Source organism: Intestinibacter sp. (genome assembly GCF_051866655.1).
Taxonomy (GTDB): domain Bacteria; phylum Bacillota; class Clostridia; order Peptostreptococcales; family Peptostreptococcaceae; genus Intestinibacter.
Map to the genome: position 1 here is coordinate 1 of NZ_JBJDXL010000469.1, position 2,577 is coordinate 2,577.

Genomic DNA, 2,577 nt, shown 5'->3' on the forward strand with positions numbered 1-2,577 from the left:
TAATTCGTGTGAATTAAAGTTTATTATTTAACCTACTGTTTAATTTTCAAAGTTCTTAAATCAACTTCTTCATTATATCAAAGTTATTTTTCTTTGTCAATAACTTTTTTAAGAAGTTTAATTTTGCATCTCAGCTCTTCGGCTGTTGACTGCATATCTTTTTCTTAAAGACAAGTAATACTTTATCATCATTATTTTAAATGGTCAATAGTTTTTTTGAAATTTTTTTAAGTTTTTTTATTCTTACAGTCAATAATTCTTTATTAAATAATTTCATTCGATATATAACGAATAAAATCATTTATATCTTATTTTTCAATCATATATTAAAATTCTTCTAAATTTCGATTAACCTAATCTAATATCTACTAAATACCACTATTTTTTTCAATAAATATAATTATATGCTAACTATTTTACTCATATTCACTAAAATATTTTTGTATTCCGACATATATAGCCCAAGCTATCTTCTCCTGATATTCTTCTTCAGATAAAAGCTTAGCCTCCTTCTCATTAGATAAAAAACCACATTCAATCAAAGTCGACGGCATTTTATTATCTTTTAAAAGATACAAATCTTCTCTAGGTTTAATTTCTCTATTATTAGTATTATCAACTACTCGTTTTAATTCATTTTGGATCATTTGAGCTAAAGACTTACTATCCTCCTTACCAACTGGATAAAATGTCTGTGCCCCATAATACTTGGAATCCTCAAATGCATTCAAATGGATAGACACAAACATATCGGCTTGTGAGTTTTCAATTATTTTCTTTCTGTTTTTCAAATTTTCATTGTACTTTTGTCTTGTAGTCTTGTTTGTTCCTTCTTCATATAAACTGATATCTGAATCTCTAGTCAAAATAACATTTCCTCCACTAGCTTCAATTAATTCTTTTATTTTCATAGTTATTTGCAAATTAATGTCCTTTTCTAAAACCGTCTTGTCCTTATTCATAGCACCCGGATCTATCCCCCCATGCCCAGCATCTAAGACTATAGTTTTATCTGTAATTGGCATATATTTCATAACATCCTCTGAAGTATTTTTAATTTTAACTATAAATAAAATAGTTATCATAATTGCTATTACAATTATTATGTACTTTAAATTTTTCATATTCATCACCCTTTATATTTATATTTTTGCTATAAATAATATATTCCTTAAAAATCACACTCAATAAATAAAAAAGTGTGGTCGATTTTCATTTTCGAATCATCAACCACACTGTTTATAACTATCTATGCTGAAATATCTTTTCTTCCATAATATAAAAACGCTAAAATTACACCAACTAAAGCATATATTCCCCCTACCAAGACAAGCTTCTGGTCTATAGAGCAAGAGGATATCACATCAGCTGCATCTGCATATTTAAAAGGAGTTATATATTTCAAAAATTCTGCTTTATCGCTTATATTTCCTACAATATTTAAAAAATATAACAAAGCAGCAACGCCTATACCAATTCCCATAGCACTATGCTTCAAAAATGACGATATCCCAAAACATATAAGTGCCACCTCTAATTGCATAAGTAATTGTGCTACGTGAAACAATTTAAATTCCTTCCAAAGAATTTCCTCTCCTATTATATTAAACGATATTATAGCCAATACTACACAAACCAAATTAAGCACTACTATTTGAATAATAACAGCTAAAAGTTTTTCAAATACTACCCTTTGTCTACTAATTGGATGAGTCAATAAAAATTCAGCAGTATGAGAGTGCTCCTCCTTTGACAGCATATTAGCACCTAACATAGCAGCAAAAAATGAACAACCTATCGCCATAACACTACCACATTCTATACCGTAAAATCCCATCGGTGTACCCATACTGATTTTATCCATACCAAAGGCAGCAGTAAATCCGCCCATATTAGAATAAACATCTTCTACTTCACTTATTTGATCTCCCATTTCTGGATAAAGCAATAAGCATAGCACTATCATAAATCCTATACATAATGTCCATATAGCTAATATTTTTCTACCAGTTTTTAATTCATGTGCCAATACAATCATCCTATTCACCGTCCTTTTCATAATAATGCATAAACATTTCTTCTAAGTCAGGCTCTGTAATCGTCATATCTGTAATATTCAAATTATTTATATAAGAAACTAAATTCTTAATGTCCCCTTGATATAAGAAACTAACTGAATCCCCATGATTAACTACATCTCTAACGCCTTCAAGTCCACAAACATCATTTATACCATGCAAGTTAACCCTTCTAGCGGAAGTTTTAGAAAGAGCAGAAACAGAATCAGACACAATCAGCTTACCTCCCCTTATTATACCTGCATTTTTACAGTGTCTCTGTACCTCTGACAATACATGAGATGATAAAAATATAGTCGCACCCTCTTGATTTCTTTCTTTTAATATATTCCAAAACTCTTTTTGCATAAGTGGATCCAATCCACTAGTCGGCTCATCTAATATGTAAAGCTTCGGTTTATGTTGCATCGCGCATACTATACCTACCTTTTTTCTATTTCCTAGGGATAAATCTTCTATTTTCTTTTTTACATCTAATTCTAGCCTATTGCAGAGTACC

Annotated in this window: 3 protein-coding genes; all 3 read right to left on the minus strand. The window is 29.8% G+C overall.

Features of this window, described 5'->3' with window-relative positions; all coding sequences use genetic code 11:
* Positions 1–416: 416 nt before the first annotated feature.
* A complete protein-coding gene (gene cwlD / locus ACI3VO_RS14045; RefSeq protein ID WP_439758518.1) occupies positions 417–1,124 on the minus strand; it encodes an N-acetylmuramoyl-L-alanine amidase CwlD in 708 nt (235 codons plus the stop codon).
* 125 nt (positions 1,125–1,249) lie between these two features.
* Positions 1,250–2,038, minus strand: coding sequence for an ABC transporter permease subunit (locus tag ACI3VO_RS14050; protein ID WP_439758519.1), 789 nt, complete (start codon positions 2,036–2,038; stop codon positions 1,250–1,252).
* Between the two features lies 1 nt (position 2,039).
* The coding region (locus tag ACI3VO_RS14055) for an AAA family ATPase (RefSeq protein ID WP_439758520.1) at positions 2,040–2,577 on the minus strand (538 nt) is incomplete at its 5' end.

Bases quoted from the DNA above. Each gene is read 5' to 3' on its own strand.
- cwlD (WP_439758518.1), bottom strand. From the start codon at position 1,124: ATGAAAAATTTAAAGTACATAATAATTGTAATAGCAATTATGATAACT.
- ACI3VO_RS14050 (WP_439758519.1), bottom strand. From the start codon at position 2,038: ATGATTGTATTGGCACATGAATTAAAAACTGGTAGAAAAATATTAGCT.